Origin of the sequence: Janthinobacterium agaricidamnosum NBRC 102515 = DSM 9628 (assembly GCF_000723165.1) — a bacterium.
GTDB classification, from domain to species: domain Bacteria; phylum Pseudomonadota; class Gammaproteobacteria; order Burkholderiales; family Burkholderiaceae_D; genus Janthinobacterium; species Janthinobacterium agaricidamnosum.
This window is the reverse complement of sequence record NZ_HG322949.1, coordinates 4,905,984-4,930,432: the sequence shown is the minus strand read 5'-3', so window position 1 is coordinate 4,930,432 and position 24,449 is coordinate 4,905,984. Positions and strand designations below refer to the sequence as shown.

At 60.6% G+C, this 24,449-nt stretch carries 19 protein-coding genes; 11 read left to right on the top strand and 8 right to left on the bottom strand.

Features of this window, described 5'->3' with window-relative positions:
- Positions 1-162: 162 nt before the first annotated feature.
- The 3 genes from polA to GJA_RS21160 all read left to right on the top strand — a co-directional run bounded on the left by polA (position 163) and on the right by GJA_RS21160 (position 4,849).
- Positions 163-2,919, top strand: coding sequence for a DNA polymerase I (gene polA, locus GJA_RS21170; RefSeq protein WP_038496237.1), 2,757 nt, complete (start codon positions 163-165; stop codon positions 2,917-2,919).
- Positions 2,920-2,972: 53 nt separating this feature from the next.
- On the top strand, positions 2,973-3,857 hold the full coding sequence (locus tag GJA_RS21165) for a dienelactone hydrolase family protein (RefSeq protein WP_038496235.1): 885 nt from the start codon (positions 2,973-2,975) through the stop codon (positions 3,855-3,857).
- A gap of 233 nt (positions 3,858-4,090) precedes the next feature.
- Entirely contained in the window at positions 4,091-4,849 is a 759-nt protein-coding gene (locus GJA_RS21160) for a ZIP family metal transporter (RefSeq protein WP_038496233.1), read from the top strand.
- Positions 4,850-4,962: 113 nt separating this feature from the next.
- Here the strand turns inward: GJA_RS21160 and GJA_RS21155 are convergent, their stop codons facing one another.
- From GJA_RS21155 to GJA_RS21140, 4 genes are all read right to left on the bottom strand, one after another.
- Positions 4,963-5,553, bottom strand: coding sequence for a PEP-CTERM sorting domain-containing protein (locus tag GJA_RS21155; RefSeq protein ID WP_081905519.1), 591 nt, complete (start codon positions 5,551-5,553; stop codon positions 4,963-4,965).
- 258 nt (positions 5,554-5,811) lie between these two features.
- Complete coding sequence (locus tag GJA_RS21150) at positions 5,812-6,663, bottom strand: sulfurtransferase (protein ID WP_038496228.1); 852 nt, start codon at positions 6,661-6,663, stop codon at positions 5,812-5,814.
- Positions 6,664-6,685: 22 nt separating this feature from the next.
- Entirely contained in the window at positions 6,686-7,609 is a 924-nt protein-coding gene (locus tag GJA_RS21145; protein WP_038496225.1) for a DMT family transporter, read from the bottom strand.
- 62 nt (positions 7,610-7,671) lie between these two features.
- The gene (locus GJA_RS21140; RefSeq protein ID WP_038496222.1) at positions 7,672-8,772 is read right to left on the bottom strand and encodes an aromatic ring-hydroxylating oxygenase subunit alpha; all 1,101 of its coding nucleotides are present in this window, start codon (positions 8,770-8,772) and stop codon (positions 7,672-7,674) included.
- A 428-nt stretch (positions 8,773-9,200) separates the two neighbouring features.
- Here GJA_RS21140 and GJA_RS21135 point away from each other — a divergent pair, with 428 nt between their 5' ends.
- The 4 genes from GJA_RS21135 to GJA_RS21120 all read left to right on the top strand — a co-directional run bounded on the left by GJA_RS21135 (position 9,201) and on the right by GJA_RS21120 (position 14,503).
- Positions 9,201-9,458 (top strand): exodeoxyribonuclease VII small subunit, encoded by a 258-nt coding sequence (locus GJA_RS21135; protein ID WP_038496219.1) that lies wholly within the window; start codon positions 9,201-9,203, stop codon positions 9,456-9,458.
- A gap of 29 nt (positions 9,459-9,487) precedes the next feature.
- Positions 9,488-10,372, top strand: coding sequence for a polyprenyl synthetase family protein (locus GJA_RS21130; protein ID WP_051781476.1), 885 nt, complete (start codon positions 9,488-9,490; stop codon positions 10,370-10,372).
- The gene (dxs, locus tag GJA_RS21125) at positions 10,373-12,244 is read left to right on the top strand and encodes a 1-deoxy-D-xylulose-5-phosphate synthase (protein ID WP_038496216.1); all 1,872 of its coding nucleotides are present in this window, start codon (positions 10,373-10,375) and stop codon (positions 12,242-12,244) included.
- Positions 12,245-12,508: 264 nt separating this feature from the next.
- Complete coding sequence (locus GJA_RS21120; protein ID WP_081905663.1) at positions 12,509-14,503, top strand: FUSC family protein; 1,995 nt, start codon at positions 12,509-12,511, stop codon at positions 14,501-14,503.
- 11 nt (positions 14,504-14,514) lie between these two features.
- Here GJA_RS21120 and GJA_RS21115 read toward each other — a convergent pair whose 3' ends face one another.
- Complete coding sequence (locus GJA_RS21115; RefSeq protein WP_038496213.1) at positions 14,515-15,069, bottom strand: cob(I)yrinic acid a,c-diamide adenosyltransferase; 555 nt, start codon at positions 15,067-15,069, stop codon at positions 14,515-14,517.
- 166 nt (positions 15,070-15,235) lie between these two features.
- Between GJA_RS21115 and GJA_RS21110 the strand changes: the two genes are divergently transcribed.
- From GJA_RS21110 to GJA_RS21095, 4 genes are all read left to right on the top strand, one after another.
- Positions 15,236-16,744, top strand: coding sequence for an FAD-linked oxidase C-terminal domain-containing protein (locus GJA_RS21110; RefSeq protein ID WP_051781207.1), 1,509 nt, complete (start codon positions 15,236-15,238; stop codon positions 16,742-16,744).
- A gap of 10 nt (positions 16,745-16,754) precedes the next feature.
- On the top strand, positions 16,755-17,813 hold the full coding sequence (glcE, locus tag GJA_RS21105; RefSeq protein ID WP_038496210.1) for a glycolate oxidase subunit GlcE: 1,059 nt from the start codon (positions 16,755-16,757) through the stop codon (positions 17,811-17,813).
- Between the two features lie 6 nt (positions 17,814-17,819).
- Entirely contained in the window at positions 17,820-19,046 is a 1,227-nt protein-coding gene (gene glcF, locus GJA_RS21100; RefSeq protein WP_038496208.1) for a glycolate oxidase subunit GlcF, read from the top strand.
- 428 nt (positions 19,047-19,474) lie between these two features.
- The gene (locus GJA_RS21095) at positions 19,475-20,527 is read left to right on the top strand and encodes an OTU domain-containing protein (protein ID WP_144241613.1); all 1,053 of its coding nucleotides are present in this window, start codon (positions 19,475-19,477) and stop codon (positions 20,525-20,527) included.
- Here GJA_RS21095 and GJA_RS21090 read toward each other — a convergent pair.
- The 3 genes from GJA_RS21090 to GJA_RS21080 all read right to left on the bottom strand — a co-directional run bounded on the left by GJA_RS21090 (position 20,524) and on the right by GJA_RS21080 (position 24,442).
- The gene (locus GJA_RS21090; RefSeq protein ID WP_038496202.1) at positions 20,524-22,605 is read right to left on the bottom strand and encodes a putative bifunctional diguanylate cyclase/phosphodiesterase; all 2,082 of its coding nucleotides are present in this window, start codon (positions 22,603-22,605) and stop codon (positions 20,524-20,526) included. The genes GJA_RS21095 and GJA_RS21090 overlap by 4 nt on opposite strands.
- Positions 22,606-22,814: 209 nt before the next feature.
- A complete protein-coding gene (locus GJA_RS21085; RefSeq protein ID WP_038496199.1) occupies positions 22,815-23,306 on the bottom strand; it encodes a glutathione peroxidase in 492 nt (163 codons plus the stop codon).
- Positions 23,306-24,442 (bottom strand): PilT/PilU family type 4a pilus ATPase, encoded by a 1,137-nt coding sequence (locus GJA_RS21080; protein ID WP_038496197.1) that lies wholly within the window; start codon positions 24,440-24,442, stop codon positions 23,306-23,308. Before GJA_RS21080 ends, GJA_RS21085 begins: the two co-directional genes overlap by 1 nt.
- Between the last annotated feature and the right edge of the window lie 7 nt (positions 24,443-24,449).

Below are 24,449 nucleotides of genomic sequence, written 5' to 3'. Positions count from 1 at the left end.
CAGCAGAAGACGCTCACTACTGGGATAGGCTCTGATTGCGAGAGTCACCGCGGCGCGCGCCCAAACTCTGCGATAATTGTGCCATTCCTGTACACCCCATAGCCCTGTGCATATCTTTGCAGATATCAACATGAGGCGCGGCATTCACTTTTCATTGGCATTATGCAAAACACCCTGCTGTTAGTCGACGGTTCCAGTTACCTTTATCGCGCTTTCCATGCGCTGCCCGATTTGCGCAGCCCGGACGGTTATCCAACCGGCGCCATGCACGGCATGGTCAACATGCTGCGCCGCTTGCGGACCGACTACCCGGCCGCGTATATCGCGTGCGTATTCGATGCCAAGGGTAAAACTTTCCGCGACGACTTGTATCCAGAATACAAGGCCACGCGCGCGTCGATGCCGAGCGACCTGGCCTTGCAGATCGAGCCTATTCATGAAGCGGTGCGCGCCATGGGCTGGCCTATCCTGATGGTCGAAGGCGTGGAAGCGGATGACGTGATCGGCACCTTGTCGGTGCAGGCGGCCAATGCCGGCATGAACGTGGTGGTGTCGACCGGCGACAAGGATCTCGCGCAACTGGTCAATAGCCAGGTGACGCTGATCAATACCATGAGCAATGAAAAGCTGGACGAAGCGGGCGTGCTGGCCAAGTTCGGCGTGGCGCCGAACCGCATCATCGATTATCTGTCGCTGATCGGCGATACCGTCGACAATGTGCCGGGCGTATCGAAATGCGGCCCGAAGACCGCCGTCAAATGGTTGACGCAGTACGACAGCCTGGAAGGCATCATCGCCAATGCGGCCAGCGTCGGCGGCGCGGTCGGTGAAAACCTGCGCACCGCCTTGCCATGGCTGCCGCAAGCCCGCGTCTTAATTACCGTCAAGACCGATTGCGACCTGTCGGCGCACATGGTGTCGATCAACGACAGCCTGGTGGCGAAGGACGAAGACAAGGACGCCTTGCTGGCCTTCTTTACCCGCTATGGCTTCAAGGCCTTGCTGCGCGAACTGGGCACGGCGCCGCCGCCGATGTCGCCGGTCGGTGCGCCGCCCGCCGCCAGTGGGGCGAATACTACCGGCGACATGTTTGCCGAGGCCCAGCCGGCGGCCAAGGCCGACTACGAAACCGTGCTGACCGATGAGCAACTCGAGCGCTGGATCGGACTGATCGACGCCGCGCCGCTGACGGCGCTCGATACCGAAACCACGTCGCTGGAACCGATGACGGCGCAAATGGTCGGCATTTCGCTGTCAGTGGCCGAACATGCGGCCGCCTACATTCCTTTGGCGCACAATTACGCCGGCGTGCCCCAGCAATTGACGCGTGAACACGTACTGGAAAAATTGCGTCCATGGCTGGAAGACGCCAGCAAGCTGAAACTGGGCCAGAACCTGAAATACGACAGCCATATCTTCGCCAACCATGGCGTGATTCTGCGCGGCATCACGCACGATACCTTGCTGGAATCGTATGTATTCGAGTCGCACAAGAAACACGACATGGATAGCCTGGCGCTGCGCCATTTGAACCACGTCACCATTGCGTTCGAAGATGTGTGCGGCAAGGGCGCCAAGCAAATCACCTTCGACCAGGTCGAAATCGGCCGCGCCACCGAATATGCGGCGGAAGACGCCGATGTCACGCTGCGCCTGCACCATGCGATGTGGGGCAATGTCGCCAACGATGAAAAACTGACGTATATCTACCGCGAAATCGAATTGCCGACTGCGGTCGTGTTGCAAAAGATCGAACGCAACGGCGTGCTGATCGACGACCAGTTGCTGAACATCCAGTCCGGCGAGTTGGCAGATAAAATACTTAAACTGGAAAAGCAAGCCTATGAACTGGCGGAACAGCCATTCAACCTGGGTTCGCCGAAACAGATCGGCGAAATTTTCTTTGAAAAATTAAAACTGCCGGTCGTCAAGAAAACCCCGACCGGCGCGCCATCGACCGATGAAGAAGTGCTGCAAAAGCTGGCCGAGGATTATCCGCTGCCGAAAGTGCTGCTGGAATACCGCGGCATGGCCAAGCTGAAATCGACGTATACCGACAAGTTGCCCAAGATGATCAATGCCGACACCGGCCGGGTGCACACCAACTATGCGCAAGCGGTGGCGGTGACCGGACGGCTGGCGTCGAACGATCCCAACCTGCAAAACATTCCGATTCGCAGCGCCGAAGGCCGCCGCATCCGTGAAGCATTCATCGCGCCGCCGGGCAGCGTGATTGTCTCTGCCGACTATTCGCAAATCGAATTGCGCATCATGGCGCATATTTCCGGCGATGAAGCGATGTTGCGCGCGTTTGCCGACGGCATCGACATTCACCGCGCCACCGCCGCCGAAATCTTTGGCGTGCCGGCCGCCGACGTGCAAAGCGAACAGCGCCGCTACGCCAAGGTGATCAATTTCGGCTTGATCTACGGCATGAGCGCGTTTGGCCTGGCCGGCAACCTGGGCATCGAGCGCAGCGCCGCGCAAAGTTATATCGACCGCTATTTCGCCCGCTTTTCCGGCGTCAGACAATATATGGAGGATACCCGCCAGCAAGCGAAGGCGCGAGGGTATGTGGAAACCGTATTCGGCCGCCGTTTGTGGCTGCCGGAAATCAATTCCCCGAACGGTCCGCGCCGCCAGGGGGCGGAGCGCGCCGCAATTAATGCACCGATGCAAGGCACCGCCGCCGACCTGATCAAATTGGCGATGATCGCCGTGCAAGACTGGCTGGAAGCTGACAAATTGCAGACCAAGATGATCATGCAAGTGCATGATGAACTGGTACTGGAAGTGCCGCAAGCGGAACTGGCGCTGGTCAAGCGCAAACTGCCGGAATTGATGGCGGGCGTGGCCAAGCTGAAAGTGCCGCTGACGGCCGAGGTCGGCATTGGCAAGAACTGGGACGAGGCGCATTAATTTTATGCCGCTCCGGCATAAGTCAATAAGACATTACCGTCAAGAGGATACGCATGGACAATCTGATCAAGGATATACACAGTTTGCTGGGAAAAAGCAGCCTGTCCGACGGCATCGTCCGGCGCGATTTTTTGAAGGTGGCGCTGGGAACCGGCTTTGCCGCCGCCGTCTTGCCGGTCGCCGCGCAAAGCGTCATCAAGACCGATGGCGTCGGCCTGGTGTCGGGCACCATCACCATCACGGTCGATGGCCAGGCCGTGCCGGTCTACGCGTCTCAGCCGGAAGGCAAGACCGGCTTGCCGGTGGTGCTGGTGATTTCCGAAATCTTCGGCGTGCATGAACACATCGCCGACGTGGCGCGCCGTTTCGCCAAGCAAGGTTACCTGGCGCTGGCGCCGGACTTGTTCGTGCGCCAGGGCGATCCGGGCAAGATCGCCTCGATCCCGGAATTAATGAAGCAAATCATTTCCAAGACGCCAGACCAGCAAGTCATCAAAGACCTCAATGCCTGCGTCGCGTGGGCCAGGCAGAATGGCGCCGACACCAGCAAGCTGGGCATTACCGGTTTTTGCTGGGGCGGCCGCATCACCTGGCTGTATGCGGCGCACAATCCATCGGTCAAGGCCGGCGTGGCGTGGTATGGCCGGCTGGAGGGGGAACCGACCGAGTTGAGCCCGACCAACCCGATCGATATCGCGACCGCGCTGACGGTGCCGGTGCTGGGCTTGTACGGCGGCAAGGATAGCGGCATCCCGCTCGAATCGATCGACAAAATGAAGGCGGCGCTGGCCAAGGGCAGCAGCAAATCGGCCTTCGTCATCTATCCCGACGCCGGCCACGCCTTCAACGCCGACTACCGTTCCAGCTACGTGGCGGCGGCCGCCAAAGATGGTTTTGCGCGTGCCTTGGCCTGGTTCAAGGACCACGGCGTCGCCTAATTGATGCAAAGTGCAAGCCGCGTTGTAAAATGCCCGGCTTTGCAGTAAAAAAACAGGCATACAAATGGTGGGGGACCTCATCAAACCGTAGCGAGCGGCCTGAGTTCTGGCCGAGAAGCGCAGCTGTACTTTACGTACAGCGAGCATCGCAGGCCGGAACTCAGGCCGCGCAGTAGGTTTGAGGAGGCTCCACCCGAAGAGGCAATAAAATCGATCCTATACTCATTTCCATTTTGCTCGCGACCACCATCGCGGGCGTGTTCAGCATCACGGCGGCGGCGATCTTTTCGTTCGCGCTGTTATCCAAGATGGTCGAACGCATGGTCAGCCTGTCGGTGGGCATCATGCTGTCGACGTCGCTGCTGCACGCCTTGCCGGAAGCGTTCGAGTCGCATGCCGACCCGCGCAGCCTGTTTGCGACCTTGCTGGCCGGCTTGCTGGCGTTCTTCATGCTGGAGAAATTCGCCATCCTGCGCCATTCGCATCATCACGAAGGCGATGGCCACCATCATGCCCATGGGCATGACAAGCATGAGGCGGGCAAGGCGGGCTGGATGATACTGGTCGGCGACGGCATGCACAATTTCACTGACGGCATCCTGATCGCGGCGGCCTTCCTGGCCGATCCGAAGCTGGGCCTGGTGACGGGCCTGGCCATCATCGCCCACGAAATTCCACAGGAAATCGGTGACTTCATCGTCTTGCTGAACGCCGGTTTTTCACGCCTGCGCGCATATGTGTTCAATTTGCTGTGCAGCCTGATGGCGGTGGCCGGCGGCTTGCTGGGTTACTTCACGCTGGACCGCGCCAGCAACCTGATCCCGTACGTGCTGGTATTCGCATCGTCGGGTTTCATCTATATCGCAGTCAGCGACCTGATGCCGCAAATGCAGCGTCGCGCCACGCTGCGCGAAACCATTCCGCAAATCCTGCTGATCGCGGTCGGCGTGATCCTGGTGCTGTTTTTGACGCACAGCCGTCACGGTAATTGAAACTGGGGCGCATCGATTGCTGGCGAAACGATGTCATTGCAATACAGCGGCGGCGCATCGGCGGCCCGCTGTATTTTTTTGATCAAGCCGGAATAGAAAGGCGATTGCTGAATTTATGCCTTGATGTTCTTGCGGCGCGACATACAGCCCAGCATGCCCAGTCCCGCCAGGAATAAAGCATAACTTGCCGGTTCCGGTACCGCGCTGATGACGCTGACGTTGAATGCGCCAGTATTATTTATATAATAAGTGTCATTGACGGCGGCATAGATATGCTGGGATGCCGATAAGGTCAGGTTCTTTTCATAGCCAATCAAAAACCAGTCTGCCGCGCTGGTGGGCGACGCGGACAGCGTGCCGATCAGGGCGCCGATCTTGGCATTCAGACCGGCCGGGCCGTAACGCAGACCGGGGGGAGCCTCAGGATTGTCGGCGTAGTAGGAGCCGCCCGGATTGAAGTAGTAATATCTTGGGTCTGACACGATGGTCGTCGGCTTTCCATCGGGGTTGATCGTAAGATACCCGGTTCCCAACAGATCCACCTGTCCCGAGCCGAATAAGGTGTAGGAACCGGCATTGAACAAACCCAAATCTACCAGCACAGGTTTATTAATAGTGGGATTTTTGGCGGGTACCGCGGTTGCCATTGCCTGAAACGGTGCAGCGATTGCCGCAAAAAGAACAACTGAAAGTACTTTTTTCATTATTAATAATCCATAGAGTTAATTATTATTTAATTGTACTTGAGTGTCGGTTACTGTGAAATTTATTTTTTTGTAACGGTAATTGCTGCGATATATGGGGTGTGGCTGAGCGCGGCCAAACGTTACAAGCCTGCATAGGTGGATGGAAGAAATGGGATAGCTGAATCAATTGCGGGGGATAACTTCGCAGTTATCCCCAGTGCCCATGCAAGAACGGCGGAACCGCATCGGCAGTCCGCCGTTTTTATGCCGGCAAGATCAGGCGCCCGCCGCCACCGGCCGGGCCGGATCGGCGCACCATTCGCTCCACGACCCGGGATACAGCGCCGCGCCCGGCAAGCCGGCGATTTCCAGCGCCAGCAAGTTATGGCAGGCGGTCACGCCGGAGCCGCATTGCATGATGGCGCTGTGCGGCGAGTCGAACAGCGGTACGAAGTCGTGTTTCAACTCGGCGGCGCTCTTGAAGCGGCCATCCGCTTGCAGATTATCCTTGAAGAAGCGGTTCCTGGCGCCGGGGATGTGGCCGCCGACCGGGTCGATGCTCTCGTTTTCGCCACGGAAACGGTCCGGCGCGCGGGCGTCGACCACGGTGCGGGTTTTCAATGCCAGGTTGCTCACCACGTCGGCCACGCTGGCCGTGCTGGTCAGGCTGTGCTTTTCGGCGATGTTGCCATGTGGATTGCTTGCTACCGGCGTAACCAGCGGCAAGCCTTCGGCGGACCAGGCCGCCAGGCCGCCATCCAGCACGGCAACGGCAGCATGGCCGATCCAGCGCAGCAGCCACCACAGACGGGCTGCGTACATGCCGCCGTGGGCGTCGTAAGCAATCACTTGCGTATCGTCATTGATGCCCCAGCCGCGCAAGGTATCGATCAGCGCGGTCCGTTCCGGCAAGGGGTGGCGGCCGCGAAACACGCCGTCCGGGCCGCTCTTGGTCCCGGACAGATGGTGGTCGATGCTGGCGAATTGGGCGTTCTGGAGATGGCCGGCCGCGTAGGCGTCGCTGCCGGCGGCCGGATTCATCAAGTCGTGGCGGCAATCGAGAATGACCCAGCGTGGGTCGGTCAGGTGTTGCGACAGTTCGGTGGCGCTGATCAGGGTGGTATGCATGGTTTGATTCCTACAATGATTCCTATACTTCGCTGGCGATCGGATCGGTCTCGGCAATGGCTTTGCCGCGTGCCGTGCTGCGGGTATTGTAATAGCTTGCCGCGATTCCGGAGCACAGGATCACGCCGATGCCGGCCCAGCCATGCCAGCCGAAATGATCCTGGAAGATGATCATGCCCCAGATGCTGGAAAACACGATGCCGGTATATTGCAGGTTGGCCACGACCAGCGTCTTGCCGAGACGGTAGGCGCGCGTCATCGCCATTTGCGCCATCGTCGCGCACAGGCCGATGGCCAGCAGCAAGCCGACGCCGTAAACGCTGGTATGCGCGTGCCAGGTCAGCGGGCCGAGCCCGGCGCTGCCGATATGGCCCAGCAGACCGGCGACAAAATTGACGATGGAGAAATAGAACACCACCCGGTATTCCGGTTCGCCCAGCAAGCCGAGCTTGCGCACCTGCAAATACGCCAGCGCCGACAGCATGCCGGACACCAGCGCGGTGACCGCGCCGCCGACCTGGTCGGTGTCGAATACTGGTTGCAGCAGCAGCGTGACGCCGATAAAACTCATCGCAATGGCGCCGACCAGCGGCCATTCGACGCGGTTGCTGGCATGCCACCAGCCGCCAAACAATAACATCACGGCGATCCAGATCGGCGCCATGTAGTTCAGCGTCATCGCGGTGGCCAGCGGCAAGATCGAGATCGCATAAAACCACAGCCACAGCGCGACCACGCCGACCAGGCCGCGCCACAGATGCTGGCCCGGCATGCGCGTCTTGAAGGCGCCGCCCTGGCAGAGGATGGTGCAGGTCATGACGGTGGTGCCGACGATGCCGCGGTACATCACGATTTCCGATGTCGAATACAGGTCCGACGCCAGTTTCACGCACACCCCCATGATGGCAAACATGAAACTGGCAAACAGCATCCAAAGCGATTGCATGCGATCTTTCGTCGGCGGATGATCGGAAAAAGAAACGGGCCGCGATGCGGCCCGGTGCTCGATTATAGTGCGATATTGCTTCGATACCATTCATGGAAGTGCTGCATGCCATCTTCCATCGGCGACTGGTAGGGGCCGGCTTCGCTGGTACCGCGTTTCATCAGGACCTGGCGGCCGGCGTCCATGCGCTGGGCGATTTCATCGTCTTCGACGCAGGTTTCCATGTAGGCGGCCCGTTCGGCTTCGATGAATTCGCGCTCGAACAGCACGATTTCTTCCGGGTAATAAAATTCCACCACGTTGCGGGTCTTTTGCGGGCCGTCCGGCCACAATGTCGACACGATCAGCACGTGCGGATACCACTCGACCATGATGTTCGGGTACAGCGTCAGCCAGATCGCGCCATACGGCGGCGGCGTGCCGCCACGGAATTTCAGTACTTGCTCCTGCCACTTTTTATAGGCGGCGGAACCGGATTGCTGCAAGCCGCGATGCACGCCGACGGTTTGCACGCTGTAATCCTTGCCGAATTCCCAGCGCAAGTCGTCGCAGCTGACAAAGCTGCCCAGGCCCGGATGGAACGGTTCGACGTGGTAATCCTCCAGGTAGACCTCGATAAAGGTTTTCCAGTTGTAATTACATTCGTGGACTTCGACGTGGTCGAACATATAACCGGAGAAATCCAGGTCCTTGGTCACCGACAACTGGTTCAGCTTATCCATGACGTGGTAGCCGTTTTGTTCGAACAGCAAGCCGTTCCAGTTTTGCAGCGGTGTTTTCGACAAGTTCAGGCACGGCGTTTCAGGGAAGTGCGGCGCGCCGATCAATTCCCCCTTCAAGTCGTAGGTCCAGCGGTGCAGCGGACATACGATATTGTTGGCATTGCCGCGGCCATTGAACATCAGCGCCTGGCGGTGACGGCAAACGTTGGACAATACTTCGATACCGTTTGCATTGCGCACCAGCATGCGACCCTCGTTCTCGGCAGCGAGCGTGGCAAAGTCGCCGACATTCGGCACCATCAGCTCATGCCCGATATAACGCGGACCGGCCTGGAATAATTGCTGCGTTTCGCGCCGCAGTAGCGCTTCGTCAAAATAGACGTGGACCGGAAGTTGCGCGTTTGAACGCGCCAGCTTGGCGTAAGTAGCCAGATCGGACATCCCAACCCCCCCATAATATGTACAACACGCTAGCGCGCCGCCCGGCCATGCCTGGGCGTCACGCGACAGAGAGAAAGAATCCGCATAGACCTGAATTCAATATTTGTTGAAACGGTATTTCGGACATAACCGGAGATTATACCGCGTATCAACACTTTTTTTGGCAAAAACGGCCACGCTTCAGCAACTATCAGCCCGAAAATAAGGTCAGATGGTGGCAGCAAGGCGAATTTGGGGGCGATTACGCTAAAATCCAGCCTTATTTCCTGCATGAAGCAGACCACTTTGTCGCATTGGCCGTGTGTCGTCACGTGCGTTAGTTTTCACTTATCTCGGTGGTTTGTTCTAAAATAACGTTCTACACTGGCTGGGCCGCCCTCGGTGGGTTCTCCCTGTTGCCCCTGTGCCGAGAAATGATCTGAGTGCTTATGTCAAAGAAATTAATACCTGCAGCCGCAGCGCCTGCCTCGTTTGAAGAAGCGATGGCGGAGTTGGCGCAACTGGTGACGCAAATGGAAGCGGGGCAATTGCCGCTGGAAGCGTCGGTCGCGGCTTACCAGCGCGGTTCGGAATTGGTGAAATATTGCGCGGCGCAACTCGATACCGTCGAGGCGCAAGTGAAAGTGCTGGAAGGCGATATGCTAAAACCGTTTTCTGAAGGTAATGGCGGCGAGGCCGGCGCATGAGTTCCACCGTGCATCCCCTGAACGACGGCATGACCTTCGGCGACTGGATGAAAACCGTCCAGTCCAGCGTCGAACACGACCTCGATGCCTTCCTGCCATCGGCCGGGTCGGTCCCGCACAAATTGCACGCCGCGATGCGCTATGCGGTGCTGGGCGGCGGCAAGCGGGTACGCCCCTTGCTGGCCTATGCCGCCGGCGACTTGTTCGACGCGGCGCCGGCCACGCTGAGCCGCGCGGCGGCGGCGCTGGAAATGATCCATGTGTATTCGCTGGTGCATGACGACATGCCGTGCATGGATGACGACGCCTTGCGGCGCGGCAAGCCGACGGTGCATATCGCTTACGATGACGCGACCGCCTTGCTGGTCGGCGACGCGTTGCAATCGCAAGCGTTCACCGTACTGGCCGAAGGCATGGACATCCCGCCGGCGCGCCAGATGGCGATGCTGGCCGTGCTGGCGCAGGCATCGGGTTCGGCCGGCATGTGCGGCGGCCAGGCGATCGACCTGGACAGCGTTGGCATCAGCCTGGCGCTGGAACAGCTGGAACAGATGCATCAATTGAAGACCGGCGCCCTGTTGCGCGCCGCGGTGCTGCTGGGCGCGCTGGCCGGCAAGGACTTGTCGCCCGGCGACTCGGCCGCGCTGCACCAGTATGCGCGCGCGGTCGGGCTGGCGTTCCAGGTGGTCGACGACGTGCTCGACGCGACCGCCGATTCGGCCACGCTGGGCAAGACCGCCGGCAAGGACGCGGCGGCCAACAAGCCGACCTATGTATCGATTTTGGGCCTGGAGCCATCCAGGATGTTGGCAGAACAATTACGGCAGGACGCCCACGCGGCGCTCGCGCCATTCGGGGACAAGGCCGGCCGCCTGCGCCAATTGGCGGACTTGGTCGTGCAGCGGAAGGCTTAAATGAACTTGCTAGAAAATATCAATGAACCGGCCGAAGTGCGCAAGTTGTCGCGTTCGCAACTGGCACCACTGGCCAATGAATTGCGCCACTACCTGCTCGATTCGGTGTCGAAGACCGGCGGCCACCTGTCGTCCAACCTGGGCACGGTCGAACTGACCATCGCGCTGCATTATGTGTTCAACACGCCGCACGACCGCATCGTCTGGGACGTCGGCCACCAAACCTATTCGCACAAGATCCTGACCGGCCGCCGCGAGCGCATGCATACGCTGCGCCAGCTGAACGGCATTTCGGGTTTCCCGCGACGCGATGAAAGCGAATACGACACCTTCGGCACGGCGCATTCGTCGACCTCGATCTCGGCCGCGCTCGGCATGGCCCAGGCCGCCAAGATCAAGGGCGACCCGCGCCACTCGATCGCCGTCATCGGCGACGGTTCGATGACGGCTGGGATGGCGTTTGAAGCGCTGAATAATGCCGGTGTGCAAGACGACATCAACTTGCTGGTGATTCTGAACGATAACGACATGTCGATTTCACCGCCGGTCGGCGCGTTGAACCGCTACCTGGCGCGGCTGATGTCGGGTCAGTTTTATGCGGCCGCCAAGAATGTCGGCAAATCGGTGTTGCCCGCGCCGGTACTGGAATTGGCCAAGCGCCTCGAAGAACACGCCAAGGGCATGGTGGTGCCTGCCACCATGTTCGAGGAATTCGGCTTTAACTATATCGGACCGATCGACGGCCATGACCTGGAATCGCTGATCCCGACGCTGCAAAACCTGAAGCAATTGAAGGGGCCGCAATTCCTGCACGTGGTGACCAAGAAAGGCCAGGGTTACAAGCTGGCCGAGGCGGAGCCGGTGTTGTACCACGGTACCGGCAAATTCAACCCGGCCGAAGGCATCAAGCCCGCTGCCGCCGGCAAGCTCACCTATACCGAAGTGTTCGGCAGCTGGCTGTGCGACATGGCCGCCGTGGATAAGCGCCTGGTCGGCATCACGCCGGCGATGCGCGAAGGTTCCGGCATGGTCAAGTTTGAAGAACAATTCCCGGACCGCTATTTCGACGTTGGTATTGCCGAGCAGCACGCGGTGACCTTCGGCGCCGGCCTCGCCTGCGAAGGCTTGAAACCGGTGGTGGCGATTTATTCGACCTTTTTGCAACGCGGCTACGATCAGCTGATCCACGACGTGGCGCTGCAAAACCTCGACGTGACGTTTGCGCTGGACCGCTCCGGCCTGGTCGGCGCCGATGGCGCGACCCATGCCGGCAATTACGACATGGCGTTTTTGCGCTGCATTCCGAACATGGTGATCATGGCCGCGTCGGATGAAAACGAATGCCGCCAGATGTTAACCGCCGGTTTTCAATACAACGGTCCGGCGGCGATCCGTTACCCGCGCGGCACCGGCACCGGCGCGGTGCTGGACAAGGAATTGACGACGCTGGAAATCGGCAAGGGCGAAATCAAGCGCCACGGCCAAAAGATCGCCATCCTGGCATTCGGTTCGATGGTGACGCCGAGCGTGGCCGCCGGCGAGCAACTCGATGCGACGGTCGCCAACATGCGCTTCGTCAAGCCGCTCGATGTCGAGCTGTTGAAACAATTGGCGCAGCAACACGATTACCTGGTGACGGTGGAAGAGGGGGCGATCATGGGCGGCGCCGGTTCGGCGGTGGCCGAAGCGCTGGCCGCCGAGGGCATCGTCAAGCCGTTGCTGATGCTGGGCTTGCCCGACCAGTTCATCGACCATGGCGATCCAGCCTTGCTGCTGAAAGGCGTCGGCCTCGACGCGAGCGGCATCGCCGCTTCGGTCAAGCAGCGTTTTGGCGGCGGCGAACCGCGCCTGGTGGTGGTCAATAAGGGGTAACCCTGAGTTGTAGTTTTTTCCCGAAAACGGCGCAAATTGCGCCGTTTTTTTATAGCCTGCCCTCAAACGCGACAGTATCGGGCTGGGCAATGCTACGATGATGTTTTCCGATCCACACGTTACAACGAACAAGCCGCCTGTAAAGAGGGTACATTGAGATTCAGGAAAATTCAGCGCCAATCGAAGGGTTGGGCGTATCGCTGGGCAACGGCGTTGCATGTCAGCGGCGACAGCCTGGCGCGCCACCGGCCGTCGTGGCTGGCCATGCTGTCGGTCGACGAAGCCAATCTGTCGGAGGGCTTGCGCGCCGCCTGCGCGTCCAGCGCCATGCTGGTGCTGGGACTGGTACTGGGCCAGCATGAATTTGCGTGGGCCGCGATCGGCGCCTTCTGGACTTGTCTGGCCGACGCGGCCGGCACCAGGCGCATGCGCTTCGCATCGATGACGGGCTTTGCGCTGTGCTCGACGCTGGGCGGGGGTATTTCCGCCTACGCCGCCAGCCTCGGCTGGTTCCCCGCCGCGTGTGCGGTACTGTTTTTTTCATGGGCCGGCGCGCTGGCCCGCATCTGGGGCGCGGCCGCCGCGCAAGCGGCGATCCTGGCCGCCACCGCCTGCGTCGTGATGGTGACCCATCCGCTCCATTCCTGGCCGCACGCGGTGTATTTCCTCGGTGTTTACCTGTTTGGCTGCCTGTTTGCCACCGTGCTCAGTTTTACCGTGTGGCGCATCCATCCGTTCGCGGCCAGCCGGCGCGCGGTGCGCGCCGCCTATTCGCGGCTGGCCGGCATCGCCCGCGACAATGCCCGTTTCCTGCGCCGTGGTGCGCTGGCCGGCAGCGGCGCCGTGCATGGCGCCCGTCTGCGTTCGGAAACCCGGGCCGCGCTGGAAGCGGCGCGCCAGGCGCTGGCCGCCTTGCCGCCGTCGCGCACCGGCAAGCGCAAGATCTATGACCAGTTGCTGATCGCGCTGAGCGACGCCGAGCGCATCTTTGCCTACCTGATCGCGGTGACGCACGCGTGCGAACGCGAACAGCGCCGCTTGCGCGGCGCCGAGCGGGCCGTGCGCAGCCTGGAAAGCATGGCGGAATTGCTGCGCCGCATGGGCCTGGAAATCGACCGCATGCCGGAGTTGCCGCCGTTGCTGCTGCAGCGCCGGCTCGATGCTTGCGGACGCCGGCTGGCGGCCGCGCTGGGCGAGCTGCTGCCACTTAAATTGAATGTCGAAGTATTTGAGCTGGGCATAGAGCAAGCCGAGGAATTGCCGTGGCGCCAGGCGGCGGCCGCCGAATTGTCGCATGCGTGGCTGGCGCTGAAATCCAATGCCAGCACCGAATCGCTGGGCTGGCGCCACGCGGCGCGGGTCGGGCTGGCGACGCTGGCGGCCTTCCTGGTGACGGTGATTTTCAAGGTGCCGTTCGGTTATTGGGCCACCATGGCCACCTTGCTGATCATGCAGCCGTCGGTCGCCACCACCTGGCCGCGCGGCATCGAACGCGTCGCCGGCAGCATGCTGGGCGCGTTGCTGGCGGTGTTGATCGGCCTGGCGGTGCAGTCGCCGCTGGCCATTTCGCTGGTGGTGTTTCCGCTGATTTGCGCCTGCATGGCGCTGCGCCGCGTCAGCTACAGCCTGCATGTGATGTTCATGACGCCGGCCTTTGTGCTGGTGGCCGACTATGCGGCGCCGGCCAATGAACTGGTGTATGCGATGAGCCGTTTCGGCAACAATGTGCTGGGTTGTCTATTCGCCTTGCTGGCCACGTTTTACTTGTGGCCGAGCCGCGAAACCGAGAACCTGGAGCAGCGCCTGTCGGCCGCCGTATCGGCCAACCTGAAATATTTGCTGGCGGTGATGGCGTCCGGCGGCAAATGGGATGCCGGCATCGCCGCGTTACGGCGTCAGGCCGGCCTGGCCAGCAATAATGCGGAACAGGTGTGCCAGCGCTTGCGCATCGAACGGCGCGGCAGCGCGGCCGGCATGCAAGCGGCGATGCGCACGCTGGCGCTGCTGCGCCGGGTCGCCGGCAGCAGTGCGCGCATCAGCCTGAGTCCGCGCGCGGTGCCGGCCGGACCGCTATTATTGCGCTGGACCGAGGCGGTCAGCGCCGATATCGACAGCTTGCTGCGCGGCGAACCAGCAGGCCCGGCGATCGCATTCGACGCGCCCGACCCGGATCCCCTGCAAGCCGACGCGGTGGCGCAGATCATCCTGCTGCGCGTGTTGTTGCTGGAACATTTGGCAAACCCGGCCAAACGCGCCTGAGGGAGAGCGGATCAGCCGCGCTGGCGCTCCTGCTGCCACAGCACGTCGCTGCCGCCGGCAAAACGGTTCAGTACGCGCGACAGCACGAACAGCAAATCCGACAGGCGGTTGACATATTGGCGCGGATGGTCGTGGATGGTTTCCGCATTGCCCAGCGCCACGATGCTGCGTTCGGCGCGGCGGCAAATGGTGCGGCAAATGTGGGCGATCGACGCCGCCCGCGAACCGGCCGGCAAGATGAATTCAGTCAATGGCGGCAAGTCGGCATTGTATTTTTCCAGCAAGCCATCGAGGCGCAACACATGCACTTCGGTAATCAACTGGTAGCCGGGAATGCAAATCTCGCCGCCCAGGTCGAACAAGTCGTGCTGGATCGCCACCAGCTCTTCGCGCAAGGCGGCCGGCATGTCTTCGCACAGCAGCAGGCCGAGGTGGGAATTGAGTTCATCGACGTCGCCCATCGCATGCACGCGCACGCTGTCCTTGCTGGTGCGGCTGCCGTCGCCCAGGCCGGTGCTGCCATTGTCGCCGGTGCGGGTGGCGATTTTAGAGAGTCGGTTGCCCATGATGATGTTTCCTGTTGATTGATGTCGGTAAACTGTGAGGATACGGCATATGGCGCTGGTTCCGCCGCTTGCGCACGCCGGTTTAGTAAAATTGTCAAGAATCCGGACGTCGTCCGTTTTTGTGCTTACAATCGACGCTTGACCACCAGCCAGCAGGCGCCGCCCGATGAGTACCTCCGATACCGCCAATATCGCCCCCCCCGATCCCGCGCGGCTGGCCACGCGCCGCCGGCAAGTCGCGGCGGCGCTGCGCGCCGTGTTGCCGGAGCGTTGCGTCTTGTCCGAGCCGGAAGACACCCGCCCTTACGAATGCGACGGCCTGGCTGCCTACCGCCAGTTGCCGATGGTGGTGACCTTGCCCGATACCGAACAGCAGATTGTCGCGATCCTGAAGGTGTGCCGCGAGCTGGGCGTGCCGATTGTGCCGCGCGGCGCCGGCACCGGCTTGTCCGGCGGCGCGTTGCCGATCGCCGACGGGGTGGTGTTGTCGACCGCGCGCCTGAACCGCATCGTGCGGCTCGACGCGTATGCGCGGACCGCGGTGGTGCAGCCGGGCGTGCGCAACCTGGCCATTTCCGACGCTGCCGCCGAACACGCTTTGTATTACGCACCCGACCCGTCGTCGCAAATCGCCTGTACCATCGGCGGCAATGTGGCGGAAAACTCGGGCGGCGTGCATTGCCTGAAATACGGTTTGACGGTGCATAACGTGTTGCGCGTGCGCATGGTCAGCATCGATGGCGAGGTGGTCGAACTGGGTAGCGAAGCGCTCGATGCGCCGGGCCTGGATTTGCTGGCGGTCTTCATCGGTTCCGAAGGCATGCTGGGCATCGTCACCGAAGTGACGGTCAAGCTGATACCGAAACCGGCCACGGCGCGCGTCATCATGGCGTCGTTCAGCGATATCGTTACCGGCGGCAATGCGGTGGCCAATGTGATTGCGGCAGGCATCATTCCGGCCGGCCTCGAAATGATGGACCAAACCTCGTCGCGCATGGTCGAGCCGTTCGTCCATGCCGGTTACGACACCGGCGCGGCGGCGATCTTGCTGTGCGAAGCCGATGGCACGGTAGCGGAAGTTGAGGAAGAGATCGGACGCATGACGGCGGTATTGCAGCAGGCCGGCGCCAGCGCGATCGCGGTGTCGCAATCGGAAGCGGAGCGCTTGAAATTCTGGTCCGGGCGCAAGAATGCGTTTCCCGCCGCGGGCCGCATTTCCCCCGATTATTACTGCATGGATGGCACCATCCCGCGCAAGAAACTGGCGCAAGTGCTGACCGGCATTGCGGAGATGGAAATCAGATATGGCTTGCGCTGCGCCAATGTGTTCCATGCCGGCGATGGCAATCTGCATCCGCTGATCTTGTTCGATGCGAATCAGCCGGACCAGTTCGCGTGCGCCGAGGCGTTTGGCGCCGATATCCTCGCCTTGTGCGTGGCGGTCGGCGGCACCATCACCGGCGAGCATGGCGTCGGCATCGAAAAGATCGATTCCATGTGCCTGCAATTCACGGCGCAGGAAATCGGCGCCTTCATTGCCGTCAAGCGGGCTTTCGATACGGCATTTTTGCTCAATCCCGACAAGGCGATCCCGACGCTGAACCGTTGCGCCGAATTCGGCAAGATGCATGTGGCGGGCGGTCGATTGAACTTCGCGCATTTGCCGCGTTTTTAACGGAGTGTGTGTGCAAGAGATAACGGAACAATTTCGGCAGCGTATCCTGGCGGCCAGCGCGAATCGGACGGCGTTAAGGCTGCGCGGCGGCGGCAGCAAGGATTGGTATGGGCAATCGTTCGACGGCGAGTTGCTCGACACGCGGCCGTATGCCGGCATCGTCGATTACGAACCGACCGAATTGGTGATCACCGCCCGCTGCGGCACGCCGCTGGCCGGGATCGAGGCGGCGCTGGCGGCGCAGCATCAAATGCTGGCCTTCGAAGCGCCGCATTTCGGCTCCGGGACCACTGTCGGCGGCATGCTCGCCAGCGGCTTGTCGGGGCCGCGCCGGGCCAGCGCCGGTGCGCTGCGCGACTTTGTGCTGGGCGCCAAATTAATGGATGGCAAGGGAGAAGTATTGACCTTCGGCGGACAAGTGATGAAAAACGTGGCCGGCTACGATGTGTCGCGCCTGCTGGCCGGTTCGCTCGGCACGCTGGGCTTGATACTGGATGTGTCGCTGAAAGTATTGCCGCTGCCGTTGCGCGAAACCAGCGTGCGTTTTGCGCTCGGTGAAATCGAAGCGTTGCGCTACCTGAACCAGTGGGCCGGGCGGCCGTTGCCGATCTCGGCCAGTTGCTGGTACGATGGTCTGCTGACGGTGCGCCTGTCCGGTGCCGATGCGGCGGTGGCTTCGGCGCTCGGCAGTATCGGCGGCCAGGAAATAAAGGATGGCGCGGCATTCTGGGCCAGCCTGCGCGAACAGACCCATCCGTTTTTTAGCGGCGAGACCAGTGTCTGGCGGCTGTCGCTGCCATCGGCGGCCAGCGCCGTCATCTTGCGCGGGCAGCAATTGATCGAGTGGGGCGGCGCGCAGCGCTGGCTGAAGATCGATGCCGATATGGACATGGCGCGCACCATCCGCAGGACGGTGGCGGCGGCCGGCGGCCATGCCAGCCTGTTTCGTGGCGGCGATAAAAGCGTTGGGGTGTTCCATCCGCTGGCGCCGGCCGTCGAGAAAATTCATCAGCGCCTGAAGCAGGCGTTCGATCCCGCCGGCATTTTTAATCCCGGCAGAATGTACTGAGCGACCATGCAAACCAATCTCGCCGATTTTATCAGGCATACCCGCGACGGCGATGAAGCCGAAGCGATCTTGCGCGCCTGCGTGCATTGCGGCTTTTGTACCGCCACCTGTCCGACCTACCAGTTGCTGGGCGATGAACTGGATGGTCCGCGCGGCCGCATTTACCTGATCAAGCAAGTGCTGGAAGGCGCGCCGGTCACGGCCAGGACGCAAACCCATCTGGACCGCTGCCTGACTTGCCGCAACTGCGAAACTACCTGTCCGTCCGGCGTCCAATATGGCCGGCTGGCCGATATCGGCCGCAAGGTGGTCGAACAGCGCGTACGGCGGCCCTTGCGCGAGCGGGCGCTGCGTTTTGTGCTGAAGGAGGGATTGCCGCGCACATGGCTGTTTACGCCAGCCTATAAAACCGGCCAGCTGTTTCGCCCGTTCCTGTCGAAATCGCTGCAAGACAAATTGATGCCGGGCGCCAGGCCGGGGCGCTGGCCAACCGGTCTGCATGCGCGCAAGATGCTGCTGCTGGACGGCTGCACGCAGCCGGCGATGGCGCCGAATATCAATGCCGCCACCGCGCGCGTGCTCGATGCGCTGGGCGTGCAACTGATGCTGGCGCCCAAGGCCGGTTGCTGCGGCGCACTGCGTTATCACTTGCATGACCAGGAGGGCGGACTGGACGATATGCGGCGCAATATCGATGCCTGGTGGCCTTATATCGACCAGGTCGAGGCCATCGTCATGACGGCGTCCGGTTGCGGTGTGACAGTCAAGGAATATGGCCACTTGCTGGCCGATGACGCCGCGTATGCCGAAAAGGCGCGGCGCATTTCGGCCATCACGCGCGACCTCAGCGAAATTCTGCCGGAATTCGAGGAACAGCTGGTGCGACTGCTGCGCGGCAAGACCGGGCCGCGGGTCGCTTACCATCCACCTTGTACCTTGCAGCATGGCCAGCAAATTCGCGGCAAGGCGGAGCGGCTGCTGCGCGCGGCCGGGGTCGACGTCACACTGTGCGCCGACAGCCATGCGTGCTGCGGTTCGGCCGGCACGTATTCGATATTGCAGCCTGCATTGTCGATGCAATTGCGCGACAACAAGCTGGCCAATCTGCAAGCCAGCGAGCCGGAGATGATAGTCTCGGCCAATATCGGTTGTTTGACGCATTTGCAGTCGGGAACCGATACCCCGGTGCGGCACTGGATCGAATTGATCGACCGGGCGCTGGCGGCGAGCTAGTTGTCGTCTTTTATTCCGCTGGTGGCGCTGAGAGAACCCCGCCGCCCGCCATGGAACCCTGGCTGCGCGGCCGGTTACTCATGGTGACAGACGGATCGACTGCTTGCCTTCACGATCTGAAGCACTGTCGTTCCTCTCCATAACATGATCGTGACATTTCGGAACCCACCATGAGCCCTGTCCTTACCCGGCCTTTGCCTGTCCCTGCCATCCATACGGCGCCAGAGTATAGCGCTGGCGCCGCTTATACCCCCGCGCCGCCGACGACGCTGGCCAGGCAGGAGCGCGTTAGAACCGTCAGGGGGGAAGGCGTGCGGCGCCGGCATTTGTTGAACATGGCAAAAGATACGGTGCCGCCCAAGCCAGCGCTGTCCAAGGGGCCTACGCTTGCGCAATTGCAGAATTTTTGCGGCGATCTGGATCTGGACATGAAAAAGATGACCGGCCAGGAACTCCGTGGCTTGCGGGAGATGTGGGATGCTGCGCAAGCAAGTGCGCCGCCTCCACCGCCCCCGGCGCAGCGGACCGCTGCCAGCGAGCCGACCGAGTTTGAGCTGCAAGAGTTTTGCCTGAAGCTGGATATGTTGCCAACCAATGCCGCGGAGCGTGAATTTGCCATCGACATGTGGCGCCAGGCGCAGCCCAAGCCGCTGCCGCCGCCACAGGAGCCGGTAAAACCAGAGGCGCTTGCGCCATCGCATGCCGACATTCCGCATTCCGCGGTGCATGCCGCCGGGCCGACTGACGCGCAGTTGGCGCCGCTGTATCAGGAGTACGGCATCGACCAGAACGATCCCGCGCACCGGGAATTTGTCGCCGATATATGGCAATTCACCCAGCCCAAGCGGCTCTCGGCGGACATGCAGCAATTCGTCGGCTTCCTCGATGGCGCAGGTTCCAGCCCCGCCGCAGCGCTGGGCGCGGCGCCCGGCATCGTCAAAAAGGAGCAACGAGCCGGGCCGTTCGTGATCGACACGCGGGAATGCCATGCGGATGGCAATTGCCTGTTCCATGCCTTGAGCGGCAAGAATTTGAATCTTGCCGAAGTGACGCATCTGCGGGAGCGGGTGGCCGGACAAGTCTTGCCGAATAGCACTGCCGATTACTCCGCCGATATCCGCGATGCCTTGCAGGACAGCCGCACGTTTTTCTCGGATCCCGTCGCCAACCGGGCCGAGGTTGACCGTTTGCTGAACAGTACCAAGGTGCCGCTGGACCATGTGGCGCTGGCCGCGATGCAAAAGATTCCCGGCGTGTTCGCCGGCAGCGAAGAGCTGGGCCAATGGTGCAGGCTGGAAAACAAGAGCGCCACCGTGCTGAGCCGTAACGGCGACCGTGTCGACGTGATCTCTTACGGTAAAGATGGTAAGGCAAGCATGGTCGACATGCAGGGCAAGTCGGAATTGCCGCAATCGGACCGGACCTTGTATCTGAACAACAAACATTGGGAACAGGTGCTGAGCGTCCGGCCAGCCGTTTAAATTTCGCTCAGCAGTGGCGTTTGCCATTCCGGCGCCGGGACAAAAGCGTTGGCCCATGACAGCACTGTATCGGCCGGCATCGGCCGGGCGATGCCGTAGCCTTGGGCCAGGTCGCAGCCCAGTTGCATCAGCTTGGCGCCGTGTTCGGTGGTTTCGACGCCTTCGGCGATCACGGCCAGCCTGAACGATTTGGCGAGGCCGATCACGGCGCTGACCAGGTGCAAGTCTTCCTTGTCGTTGAGCATATTGCGCACGAAACTCTGGTCGATTTTTAAGATGTTGGCCGGCAAGCGTTTCAGGTAAGACATCGATGAATAACCGGTGCCGAAATCGTCCAGCGCAAAGGTGATGCCGAAAGCCTGGCAAGCGGTCATGATGTGGCGCACTTGCTCGATGTCGTGCAGCGCCGACGATTCGAGGATTTCCAGTTCCAGCATGCTGGCGCGCACGCCGGGAAACTCGGCCAGGATGGTTTTCAAGCGCGACACAAAATCCGGCTGCTGGAAATGCCGCGCCGCGATATTGACGCTGACCACCCAATGGCAGCCGGCCGCGCTCCAGCGCTGCATTTGCCACAAAGCCTGGCGCAGCACCCATTCGCCGATGTCGATGATCAGGTCGGTTTGCTCGACCATCGGCAGGAATGACAGCGGCCCCAGCACGCCGTGTTGCGGATGTTGCCAGCGCAGCAAGGCTTCCATGCCGACCACGGCGCCGCTGCGCATATTCACCTTGGGCTGGTAATACAGGCGGAATTCGCCGGCCAGCAAGGCTTTGCGAATTTCGGTGCGCTGATTGTGGTGGGTGCGCACTTCTTCATCGAGATTGGCGTCGAAAAAGTGATACTTATTGCGCCCGGTCAATTTGGCCTGGTAGACCGCATGGTCGGCGTGGCGCAGCAGGGTTTCGGTACTCATTTCCTTGCCGGTGTAGACCGCGATGCCGGCGCTGGCGGTCATGCCCAGCTGCTGCATATCGGATTGGTAGGGTTTGGATAGTTCTTCCAGCAATAAGGCGATGGTGTGTTCAACTTCCGCCATATTCGTCATGCCTGACAGCAAGACGACAAATTCGTCGCCGCCCAGCCGCGCCGCATAATGGCTTTGCTTGCCAAAGGCGTGCAAGCGCATTGCCACTTGCTTGAGGATATCGTCGCCGGATTCGGCGCCGTGGCGGTCATTGATATGCTGAAAATGATCCAGGTCGATCAGGCACACCGCCAGCAGGCGCCGGCGTTCGCGTGCCATGAACAGTTCCTGCTCAAAACGCGCCGCCAGCGCGGCCCGGTTCGGCAAGCCGGTCAAGACGTCATGATAGTTTTGCCATGACATTTGTTGCAACGCACTTTGCATCGCCACGGTTTGCGCCAGTTGATCGGCCAGGTTTTTCTGGCTCGACTGCAGCGACATGACCAGGTTTTCGACGTTGCCCGCCATATTGTTGAAGGTCGTCGCCATCGCGCGCGCTTCCAGCGTGCCACCGACCTCCAGGCGCACGCTATGGTCGCCATGCTGGAAACGGTCGCTCGCTTGCGCCAGGCGTTTCAGCATCTTGCGGTTGGCCGCCAGGATCATGCCCAGGATCAGATAGATCAGGAACACATTGATCAGGGTGATGGCGGCTTGTTTGACCACCACGGTCCAGATCCGGTTCAGCGGCAGTACCGGTACGTAATGCAGCGACAGCTTGGCGTTGGCCCCGCTATTGAGGGCAATCGGGAAACTTTCATCGATGTCGTGCAAGCCGCTCACGCGGCGGAACCACGACGGATAATCTGCTGCATCGACAGGTTCGGCATGGACTTCGAGATGGCCGGCCGGGCTATCCCAGGCAATCGCGGCAAGGTCTTTATTAAGGGGCAAGACACCGGCCAGGGTGTGTTGCAGCGCATCTTCATTCCAGCTAGCGGCCAGCGGCAATAAAGTGCCGGCCACATACTTTCCCAATTCCCGCGCCTCCGACTGATAACGCGTATCGGCGTTGTCGGTTTCATTCTTGATCAACAGGTCGTAGCGGATGGCTGAAACAACGAGGATAAGGAGGGAAATGGGAATGAACAGACGGGAATAAATACCCATCCGCATCCATGACGATAATATCTTCCCAAGGAATGGCATCGCTCTGATCGGTGTCCGCAAAATGAATCCATGAACATTATCACCGAAAAAAGCTTGGAGGAATGCCGGTTGGAAGCGCTTTCAATAATAATTTGAGATTTATACAACTTTATGTAGAAAACGCAAGGCCGAGGCGATTCATCATGCCCCGGCTTGTTCGAGGATGCTAACTACTCTGCCAAAAGCTTTTCGATATCGCTGACCAGGTCGGCCGGTGCGGTAGCCGGCGCGTAGCGCTGGTAGACGCTGCCATCCTTGCGGATCAGGAATTTAGTGAAATTCCATTTGATTACCTCGGTGCCGAGCAAACCCGGCGCCTGCTTCTTCAGCGCCGCGAACAGCGGGTGGGTGTGATTGCCATTGACGTCGACCTTGGCGAACAGCGGAAAAGTGACGCCGAAGTTCTTTTCGCAAAACGCGCCGATTTCATCGGCCGTGCCCGGCTCTTGCGAACCGAACTGGTTGCATGGAAATCCCAGCACGGTGACGCCCTTATCCTTGAATTGCCGGTAAACCTGTTCCAGGCCCTGGTATTGCGGCGTAAAACCGCATTTGCTGGCGGTATTGACGATCAGTAAAACCTGGCCCTGGTACTGGCTCAAGCTGACCGGCTTGCCGGCCAGGCTATCGGCTGAAAAATCGTAGATCGACGGTGTAGTCATCAGATTAATCCTAAATGTTCGGTTCCGGCAGACAGATCGCGGGTGTGCGCTGCCTTGCCATGCAATTTGATGGACAGGCGCAAGTCGTTGACGGAATCGGCGTTGCGCAAGGCATCTTCGTAACTGATTTGATCGGCTTCGAACAAGTCGAACAGCGCCTGGTCGAACGTTTGCATGCCCAGTTCGCGCGACTTTTTCATGATTTCCTTGATTTCATGCACATTGCCCTTGAAGATCAAGTCCGATATCAATGGTGAATTTAACATGATTTCCATCGCCACGCAGCGCCCCTTGGTTTCCTTCTTCGGCACCAGGCGCTGCGAGATCATGCCGCGCAAGTTCAGCGACAAATCCATCAGCAATTGCTGGCGCCGCTCTTCGGGGAAAAAGTTGACGATACGGTCCAGTGCCTGGTTGGCGCTGTTGGCGTGCAGCGTGGCCAGGCACAGGTGGCCGGTTTCGGCGAACGAGATGGCGTGGTCCATCGTTTCGCGGTCGCGGATTTCGCCGATCTGGATCACGTCCGGCGCCTGGCGCAGCGTGTTTTTCAACGCGATTTCCCAATCGTCGGTATCGACGCCTACTTCACGTTGCGTGACGATGCAATTTTTGTGCGGATGCACGTATTCGACCGGATCTTCGATGGTGATGATGTGGCCGTAACTGTTTTCATTGCGGTAGCCGACCATCGCCGCCAGCGTCGTCGATTTGCCGGAACCGGTGGCGCCGACCATGATCACCAGGCCGCGCTTGCTCATCACCACGTCTTGCAGCACGGTCGGCAAGCCGAGGTCTTCCAGTTTCGGGATCGCGGTATTGATCGTGCGCAAGACCATGCCGACACAACCCATCTGCACGAAGGCCGACACGCGGAAGCGGCCCAGGTCTGGCGGGCTGAGCGCGAAATTGGCTTCCTTGCTCAGTTCGAACGACGCGATTTGCTTGTCGTTCATGATCGAGCGCGCCAGGTCGACCGTGTGGGCCGCGCTCAGGACTTGCGGCGACACCGGCGTCAGCTTGCCGTCGATCTTGATGGCCGGCGGAAAGCCTGCGGTGATGAACAGGTCGGAGCCGTTCTTGCTGACCATCAGCCGCAGCAAGTCCGACATGAGTTTTGAAGCCTGGTCCCGTTCCATCGTTATT

Bases quoted from the DNA above. Each gene is read 5' to 3' on its own strand.
- GJA_RS21165 (WP_038496235.1), top strand. From the start codon at position 2,973: ATGGACAATCTGATCAAGGATATACACAGTTTGCTGGGAAAAAGCAGC.
- GJA_RS21135 (WP_038496219.1), top strand. From the start codon at position 9,201: ATGTCAAAGAAATTAATACCTGCAGCCGCAGCGCCTGCCTCGTTTGAA.
- glcF (WP_038496208.1), top strand. From the start codon at position 17,820: ATGCAAACCAATCTCGCCGATTTTATCAGGCATACCCGCGACGGCGAT.
- GJA_RS21120 (WP_081905663.1), top strand. From the start codon at position 12,509: ATGCTGTCGGTCGACGAAGCCAATCTGTCGGAGGGCTTGCGCGCCGCC.
- GJA_RS21140 (WP_038496222.1), bottom strand. From the start codon at position 8,772: ATGTCCGATCTGGCTACTTACGCCAAGCTGGCGCGTTCAAACGCGCAA.
- GJA_RS21095 (WP_144241613.1), top strand. From the start codon at position 19,475: ATGAAAAAGATGACCGGCCAGGAACTCCGTGGCTTGCGGGAGATGTGG.
- polA (WP_038496237.1), top strand. From the start codon at position 163: ATGCAAAACACCCTGCTGTTAGTCGACGGTTCCAGTTACCTTTATCGC.
- dxs (WP_038496216.1), top strand. From the start codon at position 10,373: ATGAACTTGCTAGAAAATATCAATGAACCGGCCGAAGTGCGCAAGTTG.
- GJA_RS21150 (WP_038496228.1), bottom strand. From the start codon at position 6,663: ATGCATACCACCCTGATCAGCGCCACCGAACTGTCGCAACACCTGACC.
- GJA_RS21085 (WP_038496199.1), bottom strand. From the start codon at position 23,306: ATGACTACACCGTCGATCTACGATTTTTCAGCCGATAGCCTGGCCGGC.
- GJA_RS21110 (WP_051781207.1), top strand. From the start codon at position 15,236: ATGAGTACCTCCGATACCGCCAATATCGCCCCCCCCGATCCCGCGCGG.
- GJA_RS21080 (WP_038496197.1), bottom strand. From the start codon at position 24,442: ATGGAACGGGACCAGGCTTCAAAACTCATGTCGGACTTGCTGCGGCTG.
- GJA_RS21155 (WP_081905519.1), bottom strand. From the start codon at position 5,553: ATGAAAAAAGTACTTTCAGTTGTTCTTTTTGCGGCAATCGCTGCACCG.
- GJA_RS21090 (WP_038496202.1), bottom strand. From the start codon at position 22,605: ATGGGTATTTATTCCCGTCTGTTCATTCCCATTTCCCTCCTTATCCTC.
- GJA_RS21145 (WP_038496225.1), bottom strand. From the start codon at position 7,609: ATGCAATCGCTTTGGATGCTGTTTGCCAGTTTCATGTTTGCCATCATG.
- GJA_RS21115 (WP_038496213.1), bottom strand. From the start codon at position 15,069: ATGGGCAACCGACTCTCTAAAATCGCCACCCGCACCGGCGACAATGGC.
- GJA_RS21130 (WP_051781476.1), top strand. From the start codon at position 9,488: ATGACCTTCGGCGACTGGATGAAAACCGTCCAGTCCAGCGTCGAACAC.